At 61.3% G+C, this 26271-nt stretch carries 25 protein-coding genes and 1 pseudogene; 14 read left to right on the top strand and 12 right to left on the bottom strand.

Going from position 1 to position 26271, the window contains the following annotated elements:
- Positions 1–33: 33 nt before the first annotated feature.
- Positions 34–1350 (bottom strand): xylose isomerase, encoded by a 1317-nt coding sequence (xylA, locus tag G7026_RS15205; RefSeq protein ID WP_181071758.1) that lies wholly within the window; start codon positions 1348–1350, stop codon positions 34–36.
- A 166-nt stretch (positions 1351–1516) separates the two neighbouring features.
- Between xylA and G7026_RS15210 the strand changes: the two genes are divergently transcribed.
- Positions 1517–2704, top strand: coding sequence for a XylR family transcriptional regulator (locus tag G7026_RS15210; protein WP_181071759.1), 1188 nt, complete (start codon positions 1517–1519; stop codon positions 2702–2704).
- A gap of 221 nt (positions 2705–2925) precedes the next feature.
- Here G7026_RS15210 and G7026_RS15215 read toward each other — a convergent pair whose 3' ends face one another.
- Entirely contained in the window at positions 2926–3954 is a 1029-nt protein-coding gene (locus tag G7026_RS15215; protein ID WP_181071760.1) for an AraC family transcriptional regulator, read from the bottom strand.
- Between the two features lie 35 nt (positions 3955–3989).
- Entirely contained in the window at positions 3990–4166 is a 177-nt protein-coding gene (locus tag G7026_RS22550) for a hypothetical protein (protein ID WP_219858463.1), read from the bottom strand.
- On the opposite strand from G7026_RS22550, the gene G7026_RS15220 reads away from it, so the two are divergent.
- Genes G7026_RS15220 through G7026_RS15230 form a run of 3 tightly spaced genes read left to right on the top strand, consistent with a single transcriptional unit; the run spans position 4114 to position 7225 of the window.
- Positions 4114–5052 carry a BKACE family enzyme gene (locus G7026_RS15220; RefSeq protein ID WP_181071761.1) on the top strand — a complete coding sequence of 313 codons (939 nt, stop codon included), beginning with the start codon at positions 4114–4116 and terminating at the stop codon, positions 5050–5052. The genes G7026_RS22550 and G7026_RS15220 overlap by 53 nt on opposite strands.
- A gap of 44 nt (positions 5053–5096) precedes the next feature.
- On the top strand, positions 5097–6422 hold the full coding sequence (locus G7026_RS15225) for an MFS transporter (RefSeq protein ID WP_181071762.1): 1326 nt from the start codon (positions 5097–5099) through the stop codon (positions 6420–6422).
- A gap of 11 nt (positions 6423–6433) precedes the next feature.
- Entirely contained in the window at positions 6434–7225 is a 792-nt protein-coding gene (locus tag G7026_RS15230; protein WP_181071763.1) for an SDR family oxidoreductase, read from the top strand.
- 137 nt (positions 7226–7362) lie between these two features.
- Here G7026_RS15230 and G7026_RS15235 read toward each other — a convergent pair whose 3' ends face one another.
- Both G7026_RS15235 and G7026_RS15240 read right to left on the bottom strand, forming a co-directional pair.
- Positions 7363–7770, bottom strand: a complete 408-nt coding sequence (locus G7026_RS15235; protein WP_181071764.1) for a PA2817 family protein — start codon at positions 7768–7770, stop codon at positions 7363–7365.
- Between the two features lie 64 nt (positions 7771–7834).
- Entirely contained in the window at positions 7835–10282 is a 2448-nt protein-coding gene (locus tag G7026_RS15240; RefSeq protein ID WP_181071765.1) for an acyl-CoA dehydrogenase, read from the bottom strand.
- Between the two features lie 244 nt (positions 10283–10526).
- Here G7026_RS15240 and G7026_RS15245 point away from each other — a divergent pair, with 244 nt between their 5' ends.
- From G7026_RS15245 to queF, 3 genes are all read left to right on the top strand, one after another.
- Entirely contained in the window at positions 10527–11459 is a 933-nt protein-coding gene (locus tag G7026_RS15245) for an ABC transporter ATP-binding protein (protein ID WP_181071766.1), read from the top strand.
- Positions 11456–12235: an ABC transporter permease gene (locus G7026_RS15250; protein WP_181071767.1), complete on the top strand. Its 780-nt coding sequence runs from the start codon at positions 11456–11458 to the stop codon at positions 12233–12235. Before G7026_RS15245 ends, G7026_RS15250 begins: the two co-directional genes overlap by 4 nt.
- A 167-nt stretch (positions 12236–12402) precedes the next feature.
- Positions 12403–13233 carry an NADPH-dependent 7-cyano-7-deazaguanine reductase QueF gene (gene queF / locus G7026_RS15255; protein WP_181071768.1) on the top strand — a complete coding sequence of 277 codons (831 nt, stop codon included), beginning with the start codon at positions 12403–12405 and terminating at the stop codon, positions 13231–13233.
- Positions 13234–13270: 37 nt separating this feature from the next.
- Here the strand turns inward: queF and G7026_RS15260 are convergent, their stop codons facing one another.
- The gene (locus G7026_RS15260; protein ID WP_181071769.1) at positions 13271–13540 is read right to left on the bottom strand and encodes a DUF4404 family protein; all 270 of its coding nucleotides are present in this window, start codon (positions 13538–13540) and stop codon (positions 13271–13273) included.
- A 273-nt stretch (positions 13541–13813) separates the two neighbouring features.
- On the opposite strand from G7026_RS15260, the gene G7026_RS15265 reads away from it, so the two are divergent.
- Positions 13814–14512: an MlaA family lipoprotein gene (locus G7026_RS15265; protein ID WP_181071770.1), complete on the top strand. Its 699-nt coding sequence runs from the start codon at positions 13814–13816 to the stop codon at positions 14510–14512.
- Between the two features lie 60 nt (positions 14513–14572).
- On the opposite strand, the gene G7026_RS15270 is transcribed toward G7026_RS15265, so the two are convergent.
- Positions 14573–14872, bottom strand: coding sequence for a PilZ domain-containing protein (locus tag G7026_RS15270; protein WP_181071771.1), 300 nt, complete (start codon positions 14870–14872; stop codon positions 14573–14575).
- Between the two features lie 206 nt (positions 14873–15078).
- Between G7026_RS15270 and rssB the strand changes: the two genes are divergently transcribed.
- Positions 15079–16263 carry a two-component system response regulator RssB gene (gene rssB / locus G7026_RS15275; protein WP_181071772.1) on the top strand — a complete coding sequence of 395 codons (1185 nt, stop codon included), beginning with the start codon at positions 15079–15081 and terminating at the stop codon, positions 16261–16263.
- Positions 16260–16742, top strand: a complete 483-nt coding sequence (gene rssC, locus G7026_RS15280; protein ID WP_178078479.1) for an anti-sigma factor antagonist RssC — start codon at positions 16260–16262, stop codon at positions 16740–16742. The genes rssB and rssC overlap by 4 nt, the downstream gene beginning before the upstream one ends.
- On the opposite strand, the gene tal is transcribed toward rssC, so the two are convergent.
- From tal to G7026_RS15295, 4 genes are all read right to left on the bottom strand, one after another.
- On the bottom strand, positions 16743–17669 hold the full coding sequence (gene tal, locus G7026_RS15285; RefSeq protein ID WP_181071773.1) for a transaldolase: 927 nt from the start codon (positions 17667–17669) through the stop codon (positions 16743–16745). It lies immediately after the preceding gene.
- 139 nt (positions 17670–17808) lie between these two features.
- A complete protein-coding gene (dusA, locus tag G7026_RS15290; protein ID WP_181071774.1) occupies positions 17809–18834 on the bottom strand; it encodes a tRNA dihydrouridine(20/20a) synthase DusA in 1026 nt (341 codons plus the stop codon).
- Positions 18835–19259: 425 nt separating this feature from the next.
- The gene (locus G7026_RS22555; RefSeq protein WP_219858453.1) at positions 19260–19577 is read right to left on the bottom strand and encodes a hypothetical protein; all 318 of its coding nucleotides are present in this window, start codon (positions 19575–19577) and stop codon (positions 19260–19262) included.
- A 159-nt stretch (positions 19578–19736) separates the two neighbouring features.
- Positions 19737–20612 (bottom strand): SAM-dependent methyltransferase, encoded by an 876-nt coding sequence (locus tag G7026_RS15295; RefSeq protein WP_219858454.1) that lies wholly within the window; start codon positions 20610–20612, stop codon positions 19737–19739.
- 286 nt (positions 20613–20898) lie between these two features.
- Here G7026_RS15295 and G7026_RS22655 point away from each other — a divergent pair.
- From G7026_RS22655 to G7026_RS15310, 4 genes and pseudogenes are all read left to right on the top strand, one after another.
- Positions 20899–21020, top strand: a pseudogene (locus G7026_RS22655) (oxidoreductase); the annotation flags it as partial.
- Positions 21021–21552: 532 nt separating this feature from the next.
- Complete coding sequence (gene araD1, locus G7026_RS15300; protein ID WP_181071775.1) at positions 21553–22551, top strand: AraD1 family protein; 999 nt, start codon at positions 21553–21555, stop codon at positions 22549–22551.
- 87 nt (positions 22552–22638) lie between these two features.
- A complete protein-coding gene (locus tag G7026_RS15305; protein WP_181071776.1) occupies positions 22639–24219 on the top strand; it encodes an aldehyde dehydrogenase (NADP(+)) in 1581 nt (526 codons plus the stop codon).
- A 147-nt stretch (positions 24220–24366) separates the two neighbouring features.
- Positions 24367–25200 carry an IclR family transcriptional regulator gene (locus G7026_RS15310; RefSeq protein WP_181071777.1) on the top strand — a complete coding sequence of 278 codons (834 nt, stop codon included), beginning with the start codon at positions 24367–24369 and terminating at the stop codon, positions 25198–25200.
- A gap of 75 nt (positions 25201–25275) precedes the next feature.
- Here the strand turns inward: G7026_RS15310 and G7026_RS15315 are convergent, their stop codons facing one another.
- Entirely contained in the window at positions 25276–26271 is a 996-nt protein-coding gene (locus G7026_RS15315; RefSeq protein WP_181071778.1) for a tripartite tricarboxylate transporter substrate binding protein, read from the bottom strand.

Here is a 26271-nt window from a genome sequence, read left to right on the forward strand (position 1 = left end):
AGCTCAACCGGGCGGCCAAGGATTTGCCCTTGGTCAGGGATAGATGAACTGGTTGACGACGCTTTCCAGCATCTCCTGCCGACCACTGACAGGTTGCGGATTCAGCTCCTGGGATAAGGCATGTTCGGCCAGTGATTCGAGGCTGAACTCACCGGCCAGCACCGCCTGCCCGAACGGTTGCTGCCAGCCGGCGTAGCGTTGCTCCTTGAATTGCTGGAGTCGATCGTCCAGCAGCATGGCCGCTGCGCGCTCCAGGGCCAGGGCGAGCACGTCCATGGCGGCGACGTGGCCGTGGAACAGGTCGACCTCCTCGACACTCTGGCGCCGAACCTTGGAATCGAAATTGAACCCGCCATTGGTGAAACCCCCGGCTTTGAGGATTTCGTAGGTGGCTAGGGTCATTTCCTCGACGCTGTTGGGGAACTGGTCGGTGTCCCAGCCGTTCTGCGGATCGCCGCGGTTGGCATCGATGCTGCCGAAGATTCCCAGCGAGGCCGCCGTGGCAATTTCGTGTTGGAAGCTGTGACCGGCGAGCGTAGCGTGGTTGGCCTCGATGTTGACCTTGATCTCCTTTTCCAGGCCGAACTGCTGCAGGAAGCCGAAGACCGTGGCGCTGTCGTAATCGTATTGGTGCTTGGTCGGTTCCTGCGGCTTGGGTTCGATCAGCAGGTCGCCTTTGAAGCCGATCTTGTGTTTGTGCTCGACTACCATGCCCATGAAGCGGCCCAGTTGCTCGCGTTCGCGTTTCAGGTCGGTATTGAGCAGGGTTTCGTAACCTTCGCGCCCGCCCCACAACACGTAGTTGGCCCCATTGAGGCGTTGAGTGGCGTTCATGGCGCTGAACACCTGGGTGGCGGCGCAGGCGAACACTTCCGGGTCCGGGTTGCTGGCCGCACCCGCAGCAAAACGGGGGTGGCTGAAGCAGTTGGCGGTCCCCCAGAGCAATTTGATCCCGGTCTGTTCCTGATGGCGCTCGAGGTGGTCGATCATCTGCGCGAAATGGTTGCGATACTCCTTCAGGGAGTTGCCTTCCGGGGCGACATCCGTGTCGTGGAAGCTGTAGTAGTCGATGCCCAGTTTGGAGAAGAACTCGAAGGCCGCCTCGGCCTTGCCGATGGCCACCTCCATCGGGTTCCCGGCGCGTTGCCACGGGCGCTTGAAGATGCCGACGCCGAACATGTCGGCTCCCGGCCAGACGAAGGTGTGCCAGTAGCAGACAGCCATCCGCAGGTGCTCGCGCATGGGCTTGCCGAGGACGAGCTTGTTGGCATCGTAATGGCGAAAGGCGAGGGGGGAACGGCTGGCGGGGCCTTCGTAATGGATCTTGTCGACGGCGGGGAAGTACGGCATCTGTATTTCCTTATTGTTCTGGGCTGTGTCCCGATACTAGCAATGGCCCTGTACCCGCCTTTTATGAAAATCACCAACGCGGAGTTCGATTTTGCGTATTGAGATTCCTCGTCCGCGCGCCTAGCCTGTGGCGACCACTCTGTGTTGACGGCCCAGGGTAAAAACAATGAAAACCGTACCGCCCGTTCACCGCATTGCGCTGTTGTTCAATGGCAGCAAGATCTACGACCGCGGCATCATCAGCGGCATCGGCAACTACCTGAGCAGCACCCGTGCATCCTGGGACCTGTTCCTCGAAGAGGACTTTCTCTGCCGCTTGAAAGGCATCGAGCGCTGGCAGGGCGATGGGATCATTGCCGACTTCGACGACCCGCTGATTGGCGAGGCGCTGGCCGGTATCGGGCTTCCCGTGGTGGCAGTGGGCGGGTCGTACCAGGATGAGCGCGCCTATCCGAAGCGCATTCCTTATGTCGCCACCGACAATTTCGCGTTGATGAAGCTGGCCTACCAGCACCTGATCGAGGCGGGGCTGACGCGCTTTGCCTGCTTCAGCCTGCCCGAGGCGCAGGCCAATCGCTGGGCGCAGGAACGGGAAAAGGCCTTTCGTAGCCTGGTACAGCGCGATGGTCTGCATGCCGAGATCTACCGGGGCCTGGGTACCAGCGCGCCGCTCTGGGACACCGCGGTCGGACAGCAGATCGCCTGGCTGCAGAGCCTGCCCAAGCCCATCGGCATCATCGCCGTCAGCGACGCGCGCGCCCGGCAGCTGCTGCAAGCCTGCCTGACCGCCGGCATCGCGGTGCCGGAGCAGGTGGCGCTGATCGGCATCGACAACGATCCACTGACCCGCAGCCTGACGCGGGTGCCGCTGAGTTCGGTGATTCAGGGAACCGAAACCATGGGCTGGACCGCCGCGCGCCTGCTTCATCAGATGCTGCACGGTATGCCGCCTACGGGCATGCACATTCTGGTGCCGCCGGATGCGATCAATGTCCAGGCTTCAAGCCTGCATCAACCCTTGGGCAATCCCTACGTCATGCAGGCCATGCTCTTCATACGCCAATACGCTTGCCAGGGCATCAAGACCGCGCAGGTGGCCGGATACGTGGGCGTTTCGCGTTCATCGCTGGAGTCGCACTTTCGCAAGGTGCGGGGCCGCAGCGTGCACGACGAGATCCTGCGCTTCAAGTTGGCGGCCGCCGCCAGCGGATTGGAAAACACCGATTCGGCGATCGCCGACATTGCCCAGAACTGCGGCTTCAAATCGGCGCAATACCTGCACACGGTGTTCCGTCGCGAGTTCGGCTGCACGCCACGGGAGTACCAGCAGGGCGCCGGCGCAGCGATCCATTGACGAAGAGATGTCTGCCGGTTTGCTGAAAAGATCGCGGTCAAGACCGCTTCCACGGTGTCTGCTCGATCAGCGGCTGGGCGCTATACCCGCAGTTTTTGTGGGAGCGGTGGGGGACGCCGAGTCTTGACCGCGAATGGACCGGCGCCGATTCAGGCCCATGCAGTGCCGCCCGCCAGCGGGAGCAGAATTCCCACTGCCAGCCGGACGCTGGCCGGCAGTCGTCAGCCCTGGCGATAGTCTTTCGTGGTCTTTCCTGTCCAGCGTTTGAACGCACGCCGGAAGTTGGTGGGCTCCGAGAAGCCCAGGAGCAGCGCGATGTCGTCGGTGCTCATGATCGTCGTCTTGAGGTATTCGATGGCCAGCGAGCAGCGCACGTCATCGGTAATGGCGACGAACGAGGTTCCTTCTTCCAGGAGTTTGCGACGCAGGGTGCGTATGGTCATGTGCAGCCTTTCAGCCACCACGTCCATGCTCGGAAACGCTCCTGGGGTTTGCATCATCATCTGATAGACCTCGCCTGAAACCCCCGAATCCACCTTGGCCTGGCCGATCAGTCGGTCACAGGTATCCTGCAGCACGGTCGCCGTCAGGCGGTGGGCCAGATGAGGTTTCTGGTCGAGGATCGAGCTGTCGTAGTGCAGCTCGCACTGGTCGTGATCGAAAATGCACGGGCAACCCAGGTATTGCGGATAGATCTCCGCATGGGCCGGTGCCGGGTAGGAAAAGCAGGCTTTGGTTGGCGGGCAGCTTCGTCCGAACACGTCCTGTAGATGAGTGACGTGTTGGGTAAATTGCTGTTCGATCCAGAACTGTTTTATTTCCCTAGAGGGGCTCGGGGTGGACGCATCAGGGAAGGTCCATACGGCCTCGTCTTCGTATTCCTGCCATTCGATCGTCAGCGTCGGCGTGGCCAGCGAATGGTATTTCACACCCAACCTGAAATAGTCCCGCAGCGAAAGGCAGGACATCAGCGCATAGCCATACATGCCATAGGCGGACAGGTGGAGGCGGGCTCCGGTCTTGAAAGGCGTGGCAGGGTCCTTGGAAAGGGACACCGCATTGCCGCACACGGTGGCGTACTGGCGGACCGACGTCAGCGCTGTCGCGTCATTAATCTCATCCTCATTCACGCCACTGCCTCGCAAGCTATCAGCCGGTGCGATGCCTTGCTCGCTGAGTACCTCCACCAGCGCGGCGATCTTGTAGGGGGCATAGATACGTTCATTGAACAGCGGCGGTTTCAGCGGCATCGGGTGACTCCTGTCGGTGTCCCTTAGGGATTCATTTATGTCCGGTAATGATCTTCCTGTGTATTGAAAATTCCATAAGCTGCTCCGTAAAGAAAGCGCTCGAGCATGCCGTCGATCTCGAGCGCGCCTGCGAATCCAATAACAATACAGGTCACGTCAATGAGCCAGCCGAGCCGAAAAGTCATCATTTCCTGCGCGATCACGGGTGCCACGCACACGCCGTCGATGTCCGAATACCTTCCGGTCACGCCGGACGAAATCGAAAAACAGTCGATCGAAGCGGCCGCCGCCGGAGCGGCCATCCTGCACCTGCATGCCCGCGATCCTCTGGATGGGCGCCCGACGCCGGACCCGGAGGTGTTCAGCCAGTTCGTTCCTGCGATCGCCCGGGCAACCGACGCCATCATCAACATCACCACCGGTGGCAGTACGCGGATGACGCTGGCGCAGCGACTCGCCTATCCCCTGATCGCCAAACCGGAACTCTGCTCGCTGAACATGGGCTCGATGAACTTTTCGATCCACCCGATCGCCCGGAAGATTTCCTCCTGGAACCATGACTGGGAAAGGGAACACATCGAAGGCATGGAAGATGTCGTGTTCAAGAATACCTTCAAGGACATCAAGGAAATCATGCTGGAGCTCGGCGAGTACGGGACCCGCTTCGAGTTCGAATGCTATGACGTCGGCCATCTGTACAACCTGGCCTATTTCGTTGAGCAGGGCTTGGTCAAACCGCCGCTGTTCATCCAGTCCTGCTTCGGCATTCTCGGCGGCCTGGGAGCGGACCCGGAAAACCTGACGATCATGCGCGCCACGGCCGACCGCCTGTTCGGGCGCGAGAGCTACGCGTTTTCCATTCTGGGCGCCGGACGGCACCAGCTGCCGTTCGTGACGATGGGCGCGATCATGGGCGGCAACGTGCGCGTCGGCCTCGAAGACAGCATCTACCGGGCCAAGGGCGTAAAGGCCCGGAGCAATGCGGAGCAAGTCCGCAAGATCCGCCACATTCTCGAAGAGCTGTCCTTCGAGATCGCGACGCCCGAGGACGCCCGGCAGATGCTCGGCCTCAAGGGCAAGCACAACGTTCACCTTTGAGTTCGTTGTTCGAACCCGCCAAAAAAATAAAAAGAGGTTTCACCATGACATCCATGCTCGATACAGCGGACACCCATTGGCTGGCCACCCGGCGCGCGATGACCCGGCTCATACCGATGATGTGCGCCATCTACTTCATGTCCTATCTGGACCGCACGAACGTCGCGCTGGCCAAGGAGGCCCTGAATGCCGACCTCGGCATCAGCGCGGCCGCCTACGGCCTCGGGGCGGGAATCTTTTTTCTAGGCTATGCGTTGCTCGAGGTGCCCAGCAACCTGATCGCCCACCGCATCGGGCCGCGTCGCTGGATCGCCCGGATCGCCGTGTCCTGGGGCACCCTGTCTTCAGCGATGATGTTCGTCCAGGGCGAGTGGTCCTTCTACATGCTTCGGCTATTGCTGGGTATCGCCGAGGCGGGCCTGTTTCCCGCGCTCATGTACATGGTCACCCTGTGGTTCGCGCCCAAGGATCGCGCCATTGCCATCGGCTGGATTTATCTGGCGCCGGCGCTGGCGCTGGTCATCGGCAACCCCATCGGCGGTGCGCTGATGAAGATGGACGGCATCGGCGGGCTGCACGGATGGCAATGGATGTTCCTGATCGAAGGGCTGCCGAGCGTCATCCTCGGCGTGGTCCTCTGGTTCAAGCTGCCCGAGCGTCCTCGTGACGCACGCTGGCTGACCCAGGCCCAGGCTGAGTCCCTCGAGGCCCATGCACTGCTTCCCGGCCATGCCCAGTCCCACGAATATTCCGGCCACTGGGGCAAGGCGCTGAAACGACCGACGACTATCCTGATCGGTCTGATCTACTTCCTGAATCAGGTGGCGTTCGTGGGGCTGGTGTTCTTTACGCCATCGATCATCCAGCAGATGCAGATCACCTCGCCATTGACCGTCGGCCTGCTGTCGAGCAGCGTCGGGATCGGCTTTTTCGCCGGTGTGCTGGTGCTGCCGAGGATTCATTGCAAGATCGGTCGGGATTGCTTTTGCCTGGCGCTGTTCACCTGCGGCCTGATTGCGAGCTCCATGGCCTTCACCCTGTTCGATGAGCCGCCGGTACGTATCGCGCTGTTCACCGCGACGGCCTTCTTCGCCGGCGGCGTGCTGCCGATCTACTGGGCCATCGCCATGAAACGTCTGCAGGGCATCCAGGCAGCCGCCGGTCTGGCATTCATCAACACCATCGGTCTGCTGGGCGGCTTCGTCGGACCTTACCTGTTCGGACTGATGGAAAAGGCGTCGGGTTCAAGCTCGTCCGGTTTCCAGGTGATCGTGGCCGCCGCGGTGCTGGGTTTGCTGCTGGTGCCGCTGCTGGCAAAGGCGATCGATGCCGAATCGAGCCCGCTGATAGCTGAACCCGTTACCCAATAAAAGGAGAGCTTATGAAGATCGTCGATCTGCTGACACCGCCAGCGAACTTGAAAGTGGTCATCACCGGAGGCGCTGCGGGGATCGGCGCCGTCATTGCCCGGGCATTCCATGAGGTGAATGCGCAGGTCTACATCTGCGACATCAACCCGAGCGCGGTCGAGCGGATGAAACTCGACTACCCCGGAATCAACGCCGGTGTGGCAGATGTCGGCGACAAGCGAGATGTCGACCGCATCATGGACGAGGCGGTCTCTCTGCTCGGCGGGATAGATGTGCTGGTCAACAATGCGGGCATTGCCGGCCCGACAGGGAATATCGAAGAGCTGGAGGCCGATGCGTGGGAACAGACGATTTCGACGAACCTCAACAGCCAGTTCTATTTCCTGAAAAAGGCGGTTCCGTTATTGAAGGCGTCGAAGCAGAACCCTCACATTATCGCCATGTCCTCGGTGGCCGGCCGGCTGGGGTATCCCTTCAGGGCGCCCTATGCCTCGAGCAAGTGGGCCATCGTCGGGATGATGAAGTCGCTGGCCAACGAACTGGGACCGCACAACGTTCGCATCAACGCGCTCCTGCCCGGTGTCGTGGCGGGCGAGCGGATGGACCGAGTGATCGATGCGCGGGCGAAGGCGATGGACGTCAGCTTCGAGTCCATGCGTGAGCAGTACCTGGAGAAGATCTCGCTGCGTCGGATGGTGACGATGGAGGACGTTGCAGCCATGGCGCTGTTCCTGTCGTCACAGGCTGCTGTGAACATTACTGGGCAGGCGATCAGCGTCGATGGGAATGTCGAGTACCTGTGAGGGCGCGCTGTCGACCATGCCTGGCCGCCTGATATGAGCTGTCAATCTACGAAAACGTCGTTCTTTGAAGAGCGGCGTTTCGTTTTCCGGCCACCGATGCTTGGATGAAAAAGCCCGCTTGCGCGGGCTTTTTCATGTCAGTGCCGAGGGCTCTGTTCGGGCAAGGCCAGCAGCTGCTTTTCCCGGTTCCAGTCGAACGGCTCATCGTTCTGTTCCGCTTCGTAGCGACGTTCCTCGAGTTCCTGGAACACCGCGATTTCGTCGTCAGGCATGTAGTGCAGGCAGTCGCCGCCGAAGAACCACAGCAGGTCGCGCGGCACCAGATGGGCGATCTGCGGGTAGCGATGGAATACCTGGCAGATCATATCCTGACCCAGGTGGCGTTCTTCCGGCACGTTCGGCAAGGCGGTGAGCAGCTCGTCGAAGCGCTCCAAGAACAAGGCATGGCTCTCCTCGGAGACCTGTTCATTCTCGCCCATGGCGAGCAGGATGCCGCGCAGGTGGGCCAGCAGGGCCAGGTGATGATCAAGATACGGATTGGCCATTGGGCACCTCTGTCGTGTGAGGGGCGCGATTATAGGCATGCGCGCCCGGGTATGGGTGAGAGGGCTAGCGTACGCGCCCCGGGCTGAGTTCGAGCTCCTCCTTGGCGAAATCGTCCACGCTGATCACGGTGCGTCGCGCCGCTTCGGCGGCCGTCAGCTGCAACGCTTCGGCATCGGTGATGACGCCGGCGAGCAGCGCCGCGGCGATGGGGTCCTCGCCGGGCGAGGGCTTCAGCGTGCCGCTCTTGAGCGCCTTGTGCAGCTTGCGCGAAATGCCCTGGCTCGCGGCCAGTTGCTCGAAGGCATGTCGCAACGCGCCCAGCGGCTGCTGCGGATCCTGGGGCCGATAGACGCCCTCGAGAATCTGTTCCAGGGCCGGATCGCCCTCGGTACGGCTAAGGATGGCAGCGACCTCGGCGTCGAGCTCATCGGACGGTCCCTTGTGGCGAGCGCCAAACGGAAATACCAGCAGGCTCAGCAGGCCACCGAGCAGACGGTTCGGGAAGTTCGACAGAATGCCGGCCAGCGCCTGTTCGGCCTTGGCCAGGCTGTCTTCCAGCCCCCAGCGCAGCAGGGCTTCCTGGTCTGCCGGATAGCCCAGGTCGTGGTAACGCTTGAGCGCCGACGAGGCGAGGTACAGGTGACTCAACACGTCGCCGAGCCGGGCGGACAACCGCTCGCGCCGCTTGAGTTCGCCGCCAAGCAGCATCATCGACAGGTCGGCGAGCATGGCGAACGCCGCCGCGAGCCGGTTCAGCGCGCGGAAGTAGGGACGTACCAGCGCGTTGCCAGGAACGCGCCCTGCAACGCCGAAGGTGAGTCCGAGCACCAGGGTGCTGGCGGTATTGCTCACTGCGAAACCGATGTGCTGCATCAGCAGTTCGTCGAACTTGACGATGGCGGCCTCACGATCCGGCTCGTGGACCAGTTCCATTTCTCGTAGCACGAACGGATGGCAACGGATCGCGCCTTGACCAAAGATCATCAGATTGCGCGAAAGAATGTTCGCGCCCTCGACGGTGATCGAGATCGGCGCCGAGAGCCAGGCGCGACCCAGGTAGTTGTTGGGCCCCGAGATGATGCCCTTGCCGCCATGGATGTCCATGGCGTCGGAAATGCAATCGCGTCCGCGTTCGGTGAGGTGATACTTGAGGATTGCCGAGAGCACCGAGGGCTTCTCGCCAAGGTCGACCGCATTGGCGGTGAGGATGCGGGCGCTGTCCATCAGCCAGGCGTTACCGCCGATGCGCGCCAGCGGTTCCTGGATGCCTTCGAAGGCGGCCAGCGGGACGTTGAACTGCTCGCGGATCGAGGCATAGCGGCCGCTGACGTAGCTGCAGGTCTTGGCCGCGCTGGTGCCCATCGCCGGCAGGGAGATGGAGCGCCCGACCGAGAGGCAGTTCATCAGCATCATCCAGCCTTTGCCGATCATGTCGCGGCCGCCAACGATGTAGTCCAGCGGCACGAAGACGTCCTTGCCCCAGTTCGGCCCGTTCATGAACGCGGCGCCCAGGGGCAGGTGGCGACGGCCGATCTGCACGCCTTCAGTGTCGGTGGGAATCAGCGCCAGGCTGATACCCAGCTCGACTTCGTCGCCTAGCAGGCCGTCGGGGTCGTAGGTCTTGAAGGCCACGCCGAGCAGCGTCGCCACAGGACCGAGGGTGATGTAGCGTTTTTCCCAGTTCAGGCGCAGGCCAATGGTTTCCTCGCCTTGCCAGAGGGCACGACAGATGATGCCGCTGTCGTTCATCGCGCCGGCGTCGGAGCCCGCATACGGGCCGGTCAGGGCGAAGCAGGGGATGTCGGTGCCGTTGGCCAGGCGCGGCAGGTAATGGTTGCGTTGCTCATCGGTGCCGTAGTGCAGCAGCAGCTCGGCCGGGCCGAGAGAGTTGGGGACCATTACGGTGGTCGACAGGTCGCCGCTACGGGTGGCGAGCTTCATCACGATCTGCGAATGGGCATAGGCCGAGAAACCCTTGCCGCCATATTCCTTGGGGATTATGAGAGCGAAGAAACCCTGTTCCTTGATGAAGGCCCAGGCTTCCTCGGGCAGGTCCATGCGCTGGGCGATGTCCCAGTCGCTGACCATGGCGCAGAGGGTTTCGGTGGGGCCATCGAGAAAGGCCTGTTCCTCATCGGTCAGGCGCGCCGCGGGATAGCCGAGCAGGGTGTCCCAGGCGGGACGGCCACTGAACAGCTCGCCGTCCCACCAGACGGTGCCGGCGTCGATGGCGTCGCGCTCGGTGCTGGAGATCGGTGGCAGGACCTTCTTGAACCAGTCGAACATCGGTGCGCTGAAATGGCGTCGACGGAGATCCGGCATCAGCAGCGGTACCGCGACCGCAAGCCACACGAGCCAGAGAATCACCATCAGCCACATGGGTGTTTCGTACGCCGAGCCCATCACCAGCAGGTAGACGGCGACGATCGCCAGGGCTGGCAGCGGCGAAACCCGCAGGTGGGCGAGGACGGCGATACCAAGCAAAAGGGCGAGCAACCATATCAGGGTCATGCAGTTCTCCTTGTGGGCGAGGCGTGGATGGCGAGCCGCCGGGGCCCGCCATGGTGCGGCGGGTGGCGGCCGATGGCGACGACTCGCGGATAGGATAATGACCCGCTGCCCCTGGCTGAGTTCGTCCGCGGCGCCCTGGCGCGTCGATTGGCCGCCGCGCCACCATTCGGCCGAAACCTGCGGTTGCAATTGCCAAACGCCGCCCTTATGTAGAAGGCTTCCTTCTGCGTTGCGTGCATCTTCTATGAGTTCTGCTCTGTCAATTCGGCAGCTTACCAAGACCTACGGTAATGGCTTCCAGGCCCTCAAGGGCATCGATCTGGACGTAGCCGAAGGCGATTTCTTCGCGCTGCTCGGGCCCAACGGGGCCGGCAAGTCCACTACTATCGGCATCCTTTCCACGCTGGTGAACAAGTCCGGCGGCACGGTCAACGTGTTCGGTCATGATCTGGATCGCGATCCGTCCGGCCTCAAGCGCTGCCTGGGTGTGGTTCCCCAGGAGTTCAACTTCAACCAGTTCGAGAAGGCCTTCGATATCCTCGTCACCCAGGCCGGTTACTACGGCATCCCGGCCAAGGTGGCCAAGGAGCGCGCCGAGCAGTACCTGACGCAGCTGGGCCTGTGGGACAAGCGTGACGTGTCCTCGCGGATGCTGTCCGGCGGCATGAAGCGGCGCCTGATGATCGCCCGCGCGCTGATCCATCGGCCGCGGTTGCTGATTCTCGACGAACCCACCGCGGGCGTGGACATCGAACTGCGCCGCTCGATGTGGGGGTTTCTGACGGAACTCAACCGAGAGGGCATCACGATCATTCTGACCACCCACTATCTGGAAGAAGCCGAACAGCTTTGCCGCAACATCGGCATCATCGACCGCGGCCAGATCGTCAAGAACACCAGCATGCGCGAACTGCTCAAGCAGCTGCATGTAGAAACATTCCTGCTCGATCTGAAGGAGTCGCAGCTGGTGGCGCCGCACCTGACCGGTTACACCTCGCGCCTGGTCGATCATCACACCCTCGAAGTGCAGGTCGAGAAGACCCAGGGCGTGAACGAGCTGTTTCGCCTGCTCGCCGCGCAGGGCATCGAGGTGCTGAGCCTGCGCAACAAGACCAACCGGCTGGAGGAGCTCTTCGTGTCTCTCGTGGAGAACAATCTGGACAAGGTGGCCAAATGAGCAACGAAGTTCGCTACAACCTTGTCGCCCTGCAAACCATCGTTCACCGGGAGGTCCGCCGCTATACCCGCATCTGGCCACAGACGCTGCTGCCGCCGGCGATTACCATGGTGCTGTATTTCGTCATCTTCGGCAGCCTGATCGGCAACCGCATCGGCGAGATGGACGGGTTCAGCTACATGGACTACATCGTGCCGGGGCTGATCATGATGTCCGTCATCACCAACTCCTACAGCAACGTGGTGTCGAGCTTCTTCAGCAGCAAATTCCAGCGATCCATCGAAGAGCTGCTGGTGTCGCCGGTGTCGCCTCACGTGATTCTGATCGGATTCGCCCTTGGCGGTATCACGCGTGGGCTGGCGGTGGCTTTCATCGTCACGTTGCTGTCGATGTTCTTTACCGATCTGCAGGTCCATCACCTGGGCGTGACGCTGTTGGTCATCATCCTGACGGCGACGATCTTTGCCCTGGGCGGTTTCGTCAACGCAGTGTTCGCACGCAACTTCGACGATATCTCGATCATCCCGACCTTCGTGCTGACGCCCCTGACCTACCTGGGCGGGGTGTTCTATTCGATCAACCTGCTCTCACCCTTATGGCAGACGTTGTCGCTCGCCAACCCGATCCTGCACATGGTCAACGCCTTCCGCTATGGAATTCTGGGGGTGTCGGACATTCGAATCGGCATCGCCATCGCGTTCATGTTGACTGCTGTCATCGCGCTTTATGTGCTGTGCATTCGCCTGCTCAAGAGCGGACGGGGGATGCGCCAGTAACGACGCGCTCAGCCTGGCAGGGCGAGCATTAGGCTCTTCCTGCCAGGTCCAAGATTACAGCGCGCCAGCAGGCGATCGTATTTCCGTCCGCGCACCGACAGCGGTGGGCTGCACGGCTGAGGGAGGGCGGTATACTGACGCCCTTTCAGCATCGCCAGGCCCGCTCCATGCAACATCCCGCCGAACAATCGCCGCTGGGCAAGTCCAGCGAATACGTCTCGCGCTACACGCCGGGGCTGCTATTTCCCATTGCCCGGGCCACCAAGTGGGCAGAGCTGGGGCTGACTGCCCAGACGTTGCCTTACAAGGGCGTCGACCTGTGGAATTGCTATGAATTGTCATGGCTCACGCCGTCGGGCAAGCCGGTGGTCGCGATCGGTGAGTTCGCGATACCTGCCGACTCGCCGAATATCATCGAATCCAAGTCATTCAAGCTCTACCTCAACTCGTTGAACCAGAGCGTTTTCAGCGATCGTGCGCAGCTCGAGGCCACGCTGGCGGCCGACCTCTCGACTGCCGCAGGCGCAGCCGTGCAGGTACGCGTGCGCAGCCTGGACGAGGCCCATGACATGGCTCTGGTCCGGGCGCCTGGGGTATGCATCGACGAACTGGACATCGAAGTGCCGGGATACGATCAGCCGCGCCCGCAATTGCTGCGCTGCAATGATCAGGTGCGTATCGCGGACGTGCTCCATAGCCATCTGCTCAAGTCCAACTGCCCGGTGACGCAGCAGCCGGACTGGGGAACGGTGGTCGTGGACTATCAGGGCTTTGCCCTCGATCACGCCAGCTTCCTCGCCTACCTGGTGAGCTTTCGCCAGCACGCCGACTTCCATGAGCAATGCGTGGAGCGGATATTTCTCGATTTGCAGCGTCTGCTGAAACCCGATCGTCTGACGGTCTATGCGCGCTATGTGCGTCGTGGCGGGTTGGATATCAATCCGTATCGCAGTACCCATGCGTCGCCGGTTGAAAACGGGCGGTTCGCACGGCAATAAGAAAGGCGTTCCGCCTGCGGGCGGAACGCCAGGGGCTTCAGATACCCATGCTGACCAGGCTCTGCATGATGTTGCGCAGGGTCATGGCGGTGTTGGGATGGCTGACCTCGAATCGCTCGACCGCCAGGTTAACTCCGTCGACCAGCGAATCGTCTGCCACGGGTGCGGCTTCCTCATTGGCCAGTCGCAACTCGATGTCTTGCGTAAGCGCTTCTAGCGAAGCGCGTTCTTCTTCGCTCATCGGCGTGTCCTGAGCGAGCTGGCTTCGCAGCTCCTCGAGCTGGACGCGTAATTCTTGTCTCGGCATGGTGCTTCCCTCCTGGTTAGCTGATGGACAGCTGAGGATGCGCAAAGGTCCGCTTTGAACTAGCGTAATCCAGCGCCGACCCGCCGCCTCGCATCTTTGCAACCAGGCATTTCACGGCCAGAGAGAGGCGGTGGGGTGAATGCAGCTGATCGGGCTGTATTGGAAACCCGCTCGCGGATATCTGCAGGACACGTACTGCTACGCCGCCATTGTTGGCCTTATAATCGCGCCTTCGCTTGGCGTCGCCACACTATTAACCAAAGGGGAATTGCAATGATCACGACGGGTTCTGGCTGGGTCGGTTATATCAAGGCCGCGTTGATCCTTTCCCTGGCGACGGTAGGCTCTTCGCTGCAGGCGGCCGAACAGGACCCCTGGGAAGGCGTCAATCGTGCGGTATTCGCCTTCAACGACAAGGTCGATACCTATACGCTCAAGCCGCTGGCGCGAGGCTATCAGGCGGTCACGCCGCAGTTTCTCGAAGACGGCATCGGCAATGTGTTCAGCAACCTCGGGGATGTCGTGGTGCTGACCAACAACCTGTTGCAGGGCAAGGTCAGGGATGCCGGCATCGACACCAGCCGTGTCCTGTTCAACACCACCTTCGGCGTGCTCGGCTTCTTCGATGTGGCCAGCCACATGGGGCTGCAGAAGAACGACGAAGACTTCGGCCAGACGCTGGGTGCCTGGGGACTTGGCAGCGGGCCGTACGTGGTGCTGCCGTTGCTCGGCCCGAGCTCGGTTCGCGATACCTTCGGCCGCGTGCCCGATAGTTTCCTGCAGCCTTATCCGTACATCGATCACGTGCCGACCCGCAATGTCACCATCGCGGTCAATACCGTTGATACGCGCGCAGGCCTGCTGCAGGCGGAGCGGATGATTCGCGGAGATCGTTACATTTTCGTACGAAACGCCTATCTGCAGAACCGCGAATTTCGGGTCAACGATGGCGTAGTGGAAGACGACTTCTAGCCGATTGGCGGGGCGTAGCGGGGAAGGGATGCGCGTGAGAGGTCACGCTCATCGAGATTTTCAGACCATGGCCAAGATGGCCAGTCCCAGACTTTGACGTCCATCATCCAGTGCCTGCACCCGGACCACCTCGGTCTGTGCGTCCAGGCCCTTTAGCTCGCTGTGTTCCGATGGAATCAGTACGCGGACCTTGTCACCCATCTTGAGACTCGATGGCGCCTCCAATTGCATTCCGGTGCTGGAAAGATCCAGGCAGAGCGCCTCGATGCGTTGATCTTCCTGGAGCAAAACCACCGTGGTTTCGATGCGCATGCGGATGAAGTCCCGCTTTTCGCTATAGTCCCTTTCACCCTGGCTCATGATGTTTCCTCTTGTTTAAGCGCCTTGGCGGAGGGTTATAACCTTGGCCAAATGCCGCTGTAAACCCACGCTCCGAGCACTGGCGCACGCTTGAAACACCGATCGTATGGGAGTACCGTCTGCGCCTTGAAACGAACCCGGCCCGGCGTCTGCCGTGGGGCCGATGCTTTCGCCAAGCGTCCTGGCGAATTCCGCCTGGTAGGAACATGCACAACCCAAGCGCCACGCTCCTGATCATAGATGACGACGATGTGGTCCGAGCCAGTCTGGCGGCCTATCTGGATGACAGTGGATTTCGCGTCCTGCAGGCTGCTAACGGCCCCAAGGGGCTTGAGCTGTTCGATGCCGAGCATCCCGATCTGGTGATTTGCGACCTGCGCATGCCGCAGATGGATGGCCTCGAACTCATCCGTCTGGTCAGCGAGCGGCAGGCCGACCTGCCGGTGATCGTCGTCTCTGGCGCCGGTGTGATGAGCGATGCGGTCGAGGCGCTGCGCCTCGGCGCCGCCGACTATCTGATCAAGCCCCTCGAAGACCTGGCCATGCTGGAGCATTCGGTGCGTCGCGCGCTGGATCGTTCGCGGCTGCGTCTGGAGAACCGCCGCTACCGCGAGCAGCTCGAATCGGCCAACCGCGACCTCCAGGCCAGCCTCAACCTGCTGCAGGAAGACCAGAACGCCGGGCGTCAGGTGCAGATGAACATGTTGCCGGTCACGCCCTGGGCGGCCGACGCGTTTCATTTCGCTCACCAGATCATCCCGTCGCTGTACCTGTCGGGCGACTTCGTTGACTACTTCAGGGTCGATGACCGGCGGATCGTCTTCTACCTCGCCGACGTCTCCGGCCATGGCGCGTCCTCGGCATTCGTGACGGTGTTGCTCAAGTTCATGACCACCCGGTTGCTCTACGAGTCGCGTCGTAATGGCGTGTTGCGCGAATTCAAGCCGTCCGAGGTGCTTGATCACATCAACCGCGGGCTGATCAATTGCAAGCTGGGCAAGCACGTGACGATGCTCGGCGGCGTCATCGACGAAGAGCGCGGCATCCTGCACTACAGCATCGGCGGGCATCTGCCATTGCCGGTGATGTTCACCAACGGCGGCGGCAGTTACCTGCAGGGCAGGGGGCTACCGGTGGGTTTGTTCAATGAAGCGACCTATGAAGACTACGAGCTAGAGCTGCCGGAGTCCTTCAGCCTGACGTTGCTTTCTGATGGCATTCTGGACCTTTTGCCAGGAGAGACACTCAAAGAAAAGGAATCCGCACTGCCCGGCCTAATCGCATCCGCGGGCGGCACGCTGGATGGTTTGCGTCGGGTGTTCGGTTTAGCCGATCTTAGGGACATGCCCGACGATATCGCCTTGCTAGTGTTGAGCAGGAACCTTGCATGAGTACCGGTAAAATCCAGTTCGCCGAACTGGACGGCACCTTCGTCCTGAAGTTCGTCGGCGAAATCCGCCTGACGCTCTGCTCGGCGCTGGATGCCACGATCGAAAAGATCTTCACTGCGCTCAACTTCTCGTCGATCGTCATCGATCTGACCGAGACGCGCAGTATCGACAGCACGACGCTAGGCCTGCTGGCCAAGCTTTCGATCCTATCGCGGCAAAAGGTTGGCTTGCTGCCCACGGTGGTGACCACCCATGAGGACATCACGCGCCTGCTGCAATCGATGGGATTCGACCAGGTGTTCAACATCATCGACCGTCCGTTGCCGAGGTCCGAATGCCTGGCTGACCTGCCGACGCAGGACCAATCCGAAGAGGTGGTCAAGGCGAAAGTGCTGGAGGCCCACCGTATCCTGATGAGCCTCAACGAATCCAACCGCGAGGCCTTCCGTGACCTCGTCAGTGCGCTGGAACGAACCTGATCAGGCCTTGCCTGGCAGCAGCGCCTCGAGTTTTTCCTGATCACGTGCGAACTGGCGAATCCCCTCGGCCAGTTTCTCGGTGGCCATCGCATCCTCGTTCAAGCCCCAACGGAAGCCGCTCTCATCGAGGCTGATACGTGCCTGGGTGCCTTTTGCGGGTGACAGCTTGCGCTCCAGGGTGCCTTGCTCGTCGGCCAGCTGGCCAAGCAGTTCGGGGCTGATGGTCAGGCGGTCGCAGCCGGCGAGCGCTTCGATCTGGCCGATGTTGCGGAAGCTCGCGCCCATCACCACGGTGTTGTAGCCGTGGGTCTTGTAGTAGTCGTAGATGCGGCTGACCGACTGTACGCCCGGGTCTTCGGCGCCGACGTAATCGCGGCCCTCGGCCTTCTTGTACCAGTCGTAGATGCGGCCAACGAAGGGGGAGATCAGGAACACCCCGGCCTCGGCACAGGCCACTGCCTGGGTAAAGGAGAACAGCAGCGTCAGGTTGGTCTGGATGCCGGCCTTTTCCAATTGCTCAGCCGCGCGGATGCCTTCCCAGGTGGAGGCGATCTTGATCAGCACGCGGTCACGACCGATGCCCGCCTGCTCATATAGACCGATCAGGCGCTCTGCGCGCTGCAGCATCGCCTCGGTGTCGAACGAGAGGCGCGCGTCCACCTCGGTCGATATGCGGCCCGGGATAAGCTTGAGGATTTCCTGGCCTACCGCGACGGCGAACAGGTCGCACGCCATGCCGATGTCACCTTCGCAGCGGCTCATGGCAGCCTTCAGGTGGTCGTTGTAGCGGGGCAGGGAAGCGGCCTTGAGCAGCAGCGACGGGTTGGTGGTGGCGTCGACCGGCTTGAGGCGTTCGATCGCGTCAAGATCGCCAGTGTCGGCAACGACGGTAGTGTATTGCTTGAGTTGTTCCAGCTTGGAAGTCATCGAGGGTGCTCTGTGCTGTGAGTGGCTTGACCTTACCCGACCCGTTCGACCCGCTCAACGGGCGCCGGATGGGACGCGACTGGGCTTTGATCGGCTCGCATCCTCGGTGTTCCTTGGCGATGCGTTCGGTCGCAGCTTTCTAACGACCGTCGAGCAGTCCGATCGCCTGATCGAACAGCCCCAGCGGGTCGTCGGTCTTGTGTACATCGACGGAAAGTAGCTGACGAAAGCGCCGCGCGCCGGGAAATCCCTGGGCGAGACCCAGTACGTGACGGGTGATGTGGTGCATCGAGCCACCTTCTGCCAGGTGGCGCTCGATGTAGGGACGCAGACGTTCCAGGGCTTGCGTGCGGCTGATGACCGGCGAGCTGCTACCGAACACGCGCTGGTCAACTTCCGCCAGCAGATACGGGTTCTGATAGGCCTCACGCCCCAGCATCACACCGTCGAAGCGCTGCAAATGCTCGGCGCACTGTTCGAGCGTCTTGATGCCACCGTTGAGAATGATTTCGAGGTCCGGAAAGTCCGCCTTGAGTTGTGCGGCCACGTCGTAGCGCAGGGGCGGTACTTCGCGATTTTCCTTCGGCGAGAGGCCCTCGAGGATAGCGATCCGCGCGTGCACGGTGAAGCTGCGGCAGCCGGCCTCGCTGATCTGGCCAACGAAGTCCCGCAGCTGCGCGTAGCTGTCGCGGCCATTGATGCCGATCCGGTGCTTGACCGTGACCTCGATGTCCACCGCGTCGCGCATCGCCGCCACGCACTCGGCCACCAGCGCGGGGTGCGCCATCAGGCAGGCACCGATCATGTTGTTCTGTACGCGGTCGCTGGGACAGCCAACGTTGAGGTTGACCTCATCGTAACCCGCGTCCTCGGCCATCCGCGCGCAGCGCGCCAGCTCGCCCGGCACGCTGCCGCCGAGCTGAAGCGCGAGAGGGTGTTCGGTCTCGTCGTGGCGCAGAAAACGCGGCGCATCGCCGTTGAGCAGCGCGCCGCTGGTGACCATCTCGGTGTAGAGCAACGCGTGTCTGGATAGCAGCCGCAGGAAAAACCGGCAATGGCGGTCCGTCCAGTCCATCATCGGGGCGACGGAGAAGCGGCGGGATGGGGTATCCGGCGTGGTTTCTGGCTTTGAGGCTCTTTCTACGGGGCTCTGCGCTTGTCTCATTTACTACCATTTCCTGCCGTTTTCGCTTATTTCTGAAGGCGCGTTGCTACAATGTAGCAAGTCGTTCCGGCCATGTAGCAAAAGCAATGGGCACCATCACAACACGCAAGCGCAAGGACGGGTCGTCCCGGTATACCGCGCAGATACGCATCATGCAGAAGGGCGTGACAGTTTACACGGTGAGCCAGACATTTTGATCGCCAACCTACCGCGCGGGTATTAAAGAAAACGTGAGACGGAAATGGCTTAGCCCGAGCGATAGCAAAGGCGAACCGTGGCTGGGCGAGAAAACTCGGAGATAACAGCCAGGCTCTGGTCCAATACGGCAACCGCTACATGTAAGAGGGCGGATCAGGCGTAGACGGTTAACAAAGATCTCGCGCACAGCGTGCCGCGCTTGCTTGCTGTAACAAAGCCAGCTGGGGCTACGACATCGATCCGACTGCAATGCCTGCCTGACACTCGGCGACTGCTGCGCTACGCAAGATGGTGCTGTCAGCAAAAGCAGGAGCGATCAAGACGGTCGGCGCTGGACGACCTAGATTGGTACTGACCTCGGCGAGATGCATGACCAGCGTAAGCAGCAGATCGAGATGGTCAAGGTGGTTGGGTTCGTCCTGTTTCTCGGCCGTGCCAGGAAGAGAATACCCCTGTACGAAAGCCGGCAGGCTCCCTTGATTATGGATAAGAAGAGCCCTGCCCAGAAACATGCAATGACGTCTGGTGCTATATGCCTGAGGCATGGTTGAGTCCTTCAATCCATGCCTAGGGTTGCGCGTTATTTACTTGCGCATGCCACTCCCTCGAGATCGAGAAACTGCATCTCCGGACAATAACAGTTGCGCACGTCTTGGGAAAGTGCTGTCAGGGTGGCGACTTAGTGCTGGAATTGCTCTTGTAGTTTACAGATCGGGATAGTCGAGTATTTTTACTTGAGGTCTCTTGATGATTATCCCTATAGACGTTATCAGGAAGTCTCCGAATCTCAGCTTTAAGTGTGGATTGTGCTTGTATGGTGGCATGTCTGCAAAGTAGTCAAGTGGATGGGTGCCATAGTTCCAATCCATATCCTCGACAATATGCCCTTGATTTCTCAGTTTTGACACTAACTGCTCTATATCCTTTTTCCTATATAGAACCGTGTCGCCGGTCTCGATAGTTTCATCGTTTGAGCAGGCATTGAACTCTGTTGTGTGTACTGCAACGCCGCCGGGCTTAAGTACCTTCATTGCGTTGCAGACGAAATCAATTCCATGCTCAAGGCTGCCTAGATGCTCAAAAGCACACGATGACCATGTGAAGTCGAAATGCCCTTCAAATTCAGGCGGTATGGAATTCATATTGGCAAATTGGAAATTGACGAGACTATTAAATTTTTCGGCAGGGCAAAGTCCACGCTGATTGAGTGCTGCCTTATTCGCAGCGTGCTCGTTATTTTTCAGCCAGCCTTTTTCCTGAGCGCTTTTCGTATCCAGATCGGTAGCTAATATTTTGGTCCCTTTGGATGCGAAAACGGAGGCTAATGGTTCTGTTCCCACAGCAAACCCAAGGCCGGCCATTCCAGGCTTTAGGAAACCAAGGGAGTCGAGGGATTCGCAGATGAATACCCATTCCCAGACCTTTCGGTGCATGTGTCCGGATTCGCCGAATATTGCCGCCCACTTCTGGAATTGTTCGGAGGCAAGCTTTTCCTGAGTGCAGAGCTGAGATCTCACGATTTCTTCCTTAAGTTGTGATTCATCTGAGTAAAACATCTGAACTGATAGGTAATAGTTCATCGCGTTTGCTTTTGGCCTTTCCGCCTATCGCGGGCTTCGGTCCATGCTGTACTCGAAGTCAGTATCGTCAGGGTATTGAGCAAGAGACCCTACCTCCACCTGCTGGTGGAGGTCAGCAGCGATGGAGAGGGGTAGCTTGTACGCCCCTCATATGTATAGATGATGCTGAGCGACTGAAGGGAACCTAGATGGCGGAGCATCAGCATCGATACCGGAGGCGTCCAGGCGCGCAAGATCCTCGACCGGCTCATCGCCGAGGATCCGCGCTCGGCGAGCGAGCGCAGCCCGTATTCTGGAGAGCGATCCAGATCACCGCGACTTGTTCCTGATCGTGGAACAGGCGGCGAACGACCAGTTCACGTTGTGCTACTCGCGTCGAAGAGCGCGCGGCTGGTGCTGGATCTATAGGAAATCCCGTGCGCTGAAGGTGTGGCGAACCGAGCAGGAACAGCGGTTCGATCCGGCCGGTGGCGTCCACCGCAGCCTGCCGATGCCCAGGCTGCCGAGTATCGGCAGGCTCATCACGGCTGGATTTAGCGTCCGGTAACCCGAAGACCTGCCAGGCCGTTGCGCTGATACTGATACGTCCACGCCAACGTCGGGCGAGGGCGGATATGAGGTTTCCCGCTCGACGAGGCCTTCACCACCAGGGCCATCGGCAAGAAACGACGATAGGGCAGCGAGGTGATTGCCTTCGTCAAGTTCACCGAGGTGTCCATCGCCAAGTTGTAATGAGGACGGTTCGATAGCGATACCTGGCCGTTCTGCCTGCCGGATCCGAAGGCAGCACCGTTTTCGGTCCACTCGGCCTTCAGTCCATCGCATCGAGATAACCGGCCGTTATCTCCGCATCATCAGCTTTCATTAGGCGTCGCCATGGGGCGTTTCCTACAGTGCTGCGACAAGCCTGCTCGCAGGTGCCACTGAAGAGGACACGTCCATGCGGTTGATCCAGTTCGAGAATAGGCAGGGCCAGCGTCAGGTCGGGCTGATTGGCGAGCCGCGCATCGAGGTGTTGCGTGGGGTGCGCAGCACCCGTGAGTTGGCACTGTCGGCGATCGCCGCCAAGTCGAGCCTGGCCGACCATGTCCGCACGCTGCAACGCGAGACGGGGCCGATCTATCGGGACGTGCTGGATGCCGGGTTGGTGCTGCCGCCGCTGGATCATGACGACCCGGCCCATTGCCTGGTGAGCGGCACGGGCCTGACCCATCTGGGCAGCGCCGCGACGCGGGACAAGATGCATCAGCAGCCTGCGGCACAGGAGGAGGACACGCTCACCGACAGCATGCAGATGTTCCGCTGGGGCATGCAGGGCGGCAGGCCAGGCGCCGGGTGCGTCGGGGCGCAGCCGGAATGGTTCTACAAGGGCGATGGCAGCATCGTGGTGCGACCGGGCGCTGATCTGCCGGTGCCCGATTTTGCCGAGGACTTCGGCGAGGAACCCGAACTGACCGGCCTGTATGTGATAGGTGACGACCGTCGCCCTTATCGGCTGGGATACGCCCTGGGCAACGAATTTTCCGATCACGTACTCGAACGCAAGAATTATCTGTACCTCGCGCACTCCAAACTGCGCTTCTGCTCATTCGGCCCGGAATTGCGTGTCGGGCAGCTGCCCGCGCACCTTGCCGGCATCAGCCGTATTCGGCGGGGTGGACAGGTGCTCTGGGAGAAAGAGTTTCTCTCCGGCGAGGAAAATATGTGCCACAGCCTGGAGAACCTCGAGTACCACCATTTCAAATACGCGCAGTTCCTTAGGCCGGGCGATGTGCATGTGCATTTTTTCGGGACGGCTACGCTGTCCTTTGCCGATGGCGTCAAGGCGCAGCCGGGTGATCGCTTCGAGGTCAGTCTCGACGCCTTTGGCGCTCCATTGATCAATGGCATTCGCGTGCATCAGGCCGGCATCGCGCCGGGCGAGGTGAGCGCGCTCTGAGCCATCGCCTCATCTCAGCGCCTGGTACGGCGTTGATCGGTTTCCAATTACGGAGGCCTCGATCCTCAACCAGACAAGGAGATACCCATGACCGATATCCTCGGCCACAACTACATCGCCGGCGGGCGCAGTGCCACTGGCACCGCCACTCTTCAAAGCCTCGACGCCAGCACGGGCGAAGCCTTGCCTTACGAATTTCATCAGGCGACCGAGGACGAGGTGAACGCCGCTGCCGAGGCCGCCGCCGCTGCCTATCCGGTTTACCGCGCATTGCCTGCCGAATTGCGCGCGGCATTTCTCGACGCCATAGCTGACGAACTCGACGCGCTTGGCGAGGATTTCGTCGCGCTGGTCTGCCGCGAAACCGCATTGCCGACCGGCCGCATCCAGGGCGAGCGCGGGCGTACCAGCGGCCAGATGCGATTGTTCGCCAAGGTGCTGCGCCGTGGCGATTTCCTGGGCGCGCGCATCGACCGTGCGCAACCCGAGCGCAGGCCGCTGCCACGCCCGGACCTGCGTCAGTGCCGCATGGGGCTGGGGCCGGTCGCGGTGTTCGGCGCCAGTAATTTCCCGCTGGCGTTTTCCACCGCCGGTGGCGATACCGCCGCAGCCCTTGCGGCAGGATGTCCGGTAGTGTTCAAGGCGCACAGCGGGCACATGGTGACGGCCGAATGCGTGGCCGACGCGATCATTCGCGCGGCTGAAAAAACCGGCATGCCCAAGGGCGTCTTCAACATGATCTACGGCGCAGGCGTCGGCGAGTGGCTGGTCAAGCATCCGGCGATCCAGGCGGTGGGCTTCACCGGTTCGCTGCGCGGCGGTCGCGCGCTGTGCGACATGGCAGCCGCCCGCGCGCAGCCGATTCCGGTGTTCGCCGAGATGTCCAGCATCAACCCGGTGCTGTTGATGCCCGAGGCGCTTAAGCAGCGCGGCGATCTCATCGCCAACGAGCTGACGGCCTCGGTGGTACTGGGGTGCGGTCAGTTCTGTACCAACCCGGGGCTGGTCATCGGTATGCGTTCGCCCGAGCTCACGCGTTTCCTGGAGAAACTGGCGGGCTTCATGGCCGACCAGCCGGCCCAGGCGATGCTCAACGCCGGCACGCTGGACAGCTACCGCAAGGGTCTTGCCCATCTGCGCGGACAACCTGGCATTACGCATCTGGTCGGTCAGGAGCAGCAGGGGAACCAGGCGCAGCCGCAGCTCTTCAAGGCGGACGCGCGTTTGCTGATCGAGGGTGAGGAGTTGCTGCAGGAGGAAATCTTCGGCCCCGCCACGGTGGTGGTCGAGGTAGCCGACCGGGCCGAACTAATACGCGCGCTGCAAGGGTTGCGTGGCCAGTTGACGGCAACGCTGATCGCCGAAACGGTCGATCTGGCTGACAGCGCCGATCTGGTGGCGCTGCTCGAGCAGAAGGTCGGACGGCTGTTGCTCAATGGCTACCCGACCGGCGTCGAAGTCTGCGACGCAATGGTGCATGGCGGGCCGTACCCTGCGACATCCGATCCGCGTGGTACTTCGGTAGGAACTCTGGCCATCGACCGATTCCTGCGTCCGGTGTGCTATCAGAACTTCCCCGATGAGCTATTGCCCGATGCGCTCAAGAATGCCAATCCGTTGGGCATCCACCGCCTGGTGGACGGTGAGACGACACGGGCAGCGCTCTAAGAACTCGGGCGGTATGCAGGGCCCGCAGGTATGCGGGCCTTTTTTGAGAACCGGGTGGCAGGCGTGCCAGGGTTCCGCTGACAGGTTGCGATTATCGAACGCTCGTTCGATAATCGCATGATCGGTCAGTCCTGTTGGAGCCACGCCATGGATGAACATCGCACGCCCCCGCTGGCACCGCCGGCCTATGTTTCGCCGGCCAAGCGCATCGAGCAGTTCGCGGGTGACCCGAATTTCATGGCCTCGCTCGCGAGAGGGCTGGCCGTGGTCAATGCGTTCCAGGAACGCAAACGCCACCTGACCATCGCCCAGATCAGCCATCGCACCGAGATACCGCGCGCGGCGGTGCGGCGCTGCCTCTACACATTGATGCAGCTCGGTTACGTGACCACCGACGGCCGCACCTATTCGTTGCTGCCCAAGGTGCTGACGCTGGGCCATGCGTATCTGTCATCGACGCCCCTTGCGGTGTCGGCCCAGCCGTTTCTCGATCGGATCAGCGAGCGGCTGCACGAGGCGTGCAATCTGGCCACGCTGGAAGGCGAACAGGTGCTGTACCTGGCGCGCTCGGCGATTCCACAGCGGCTCATTTCGGTGGATCTGAGTGTCGGCAGCCGCCTGCCGGCGTACTGCACTTCCATGGGCCGGATTCTGCTGGCGGCGATGGATGACGAGAGCCTGCGCGATTACCTGGCAAACGCCGAGCTTCAGCCCAAGACCAGCCGCACGCTGCATCGTCCGGACGAGCTCTGGGACTGCCTGCAGACGGTACGTCAGCAGGGCTGGTGTCTTGTCGACCAGGAGTTGGAGCAGGGCCTGCGCTCGATCGCCGTGCCGGTCTACGATTCGACGGGACACGTGCTGGCCGCCATGAACATCAGCACCCATGCCAGCCGGGTGCTCGCCAGCGAGCTGGAAAAACGTTTCCTGCCGATCCTGCTGTCCGCCAGCCAGGACCTCAGCGCCCAGTTGTTTCACTGACCCCGCTTTCGGCGCTCGCCGGCGAGCGCCAGGCAAAAAAAGGCCCGCCGGACCGGGCCTTCTTCCTATCGACGGTCAGGGCTTTTCGATACCCACGCTGTCCGGCGAGATCTCGACGGCCTTGGCCTTGTACATCGACCAGGCGGTGACCGACTGCCAGCGCTTGAGGAATTGCTCGGCTTCCTCGCCCTGCAGGTTCAGCGAGTGGGCGCCGAAGTTCTTCAGGAAGCTCTGGAACTCGGGGTTGGCCACGGCCTTGGCATAGGCATCGCCCAGCTTCTGCTTGATGTCGTCCGGCGTGTCCTTGTGTACGAACACCCCCCAGAACGGACCCCACGGCAGGTATTCGGCGATAGCCGGCAGAGCGGTGGTGATCGGCTCGACGCCGGGCAGCTCCGGGACTTCCTCGGCGCTGAGAACCGCCAGGGCCTTGAGCTTGCCGGTGCGAATCAGCTCCTTGGCGGCCGCCAGGCTGAGGGACATGAAGTCGATGTGGTTGCCCATCAGCGCGGTGATGCCAGGGCCGTCGCCGCCAAAGGTCACTTCACGTACTTCCAGCTTGTCGACCGCATTGATCATGGCGTTGACAGTGCTTGGCAGACCGCCGGCGCCGGTGCTGCCCATGCGCAGGGTGTTGGGCTTTTCATGGGCTTCGGCGAGCAGCTCGCGCAGGGTGTTCCAGCGGGCGTCGGCATTGGCGGCGATGACGACGACGTTCTGGCCGATGACGTTCACGGTATGGAAGTCGCTGTAATCGAAGTCGGCCAGGCCCAGCACCGGGTAGAGCTGCGGGTTTTCCGCGCCGAGCAGCACGGTATAGCCGTTCGGACGCTGGCTGCGGACGTAGGTGCTGCCGATCACGGCGGTACCGCCGGGGCGGTTGTTCAGGACCAGTTTGCCGCCCAGTTCTTGCTCCACGTAGGGCGTCAGGCTGCGCATCACGTTGTCGGTTGCGCCGCCGGCGCCCCAGGGAATCACGGCCTGGATGCTGCGATCGGGATAATCGGCATGGGCCGCGGTGGCGAGTACGCCAGCGGACAGGGATAGCGCAACGAGCAGTTTCTTGATCAT

It is taken from the genome of Stutzerimonas azotifigens, from assembly GCF_013522725.1.
Taxonomy (GTDB): domain Bacteria; phylum Pseudomonadota; class Gammaproteobacteria; order Pseudomonadales; family Pseudomonadaceae; genus Stutzerimonas; species Stutzerimonas azotifigens_A.